Genomic DNA, 547 nt, shown 5'->3' on the forward strand with positions numbered 1-547 from the left:
CTGGAACTGCCGGACGGCCGCCAGCTCAATCAGCTTTACTACGGCAGCGGGCACCTGCACCAGATCAACCTCGACGGTCATCTGATCAGCGACTTCGAACGCGACGCCCTGCACCGCGAAACCCTGCGCACCCAAGGCAAACTCACCAGCCGCTTCGGCTACGACACCAAGGGCCGCAAACTCTGGCAGGCCGCCATCCAGCTGCCCCACGAGCAGCTCAGCCGGTTCAACGACAATACCGACAGTCTGCTCGGCCACCCACAACACCCGGCTACCGCCCTGCACCGCCGCTATCACTACAGCCCCGGCGGCGAAGTACTGCGGGTGGTCGACAAGCAACGCGAAGTCACCGAATACAGCTACGACGCCAGCGGCCAACTGCGCAGCCGTCAACCACAGCACCCGCAACTGCAAGTCGAAGACTTCTCCTACGACCCGGCCGGCAATCTCAGCGGCAGCGGCAGATGGCAGTTCGACAACCGCCCGGACAACCGCATCCTTGCCTTCAAAGACCTGCGCTTCAGCTACGACACTTGGGGCAACCTCA

General features: G+C 63.3%; 1 pseudogene. It reads left to right on the top strand.

Annotation, left to right across the window (positions count from 1 at the left end):
• Positions 1 to 547: pseudogene (locus AC07VV_RS30460) on the top strand (hypothetical protein); the annotation flags it as partial.

It is taken from the genome of Pseudomonas sp. GW821-FHT02C04, from assembly GCF_059421845.1.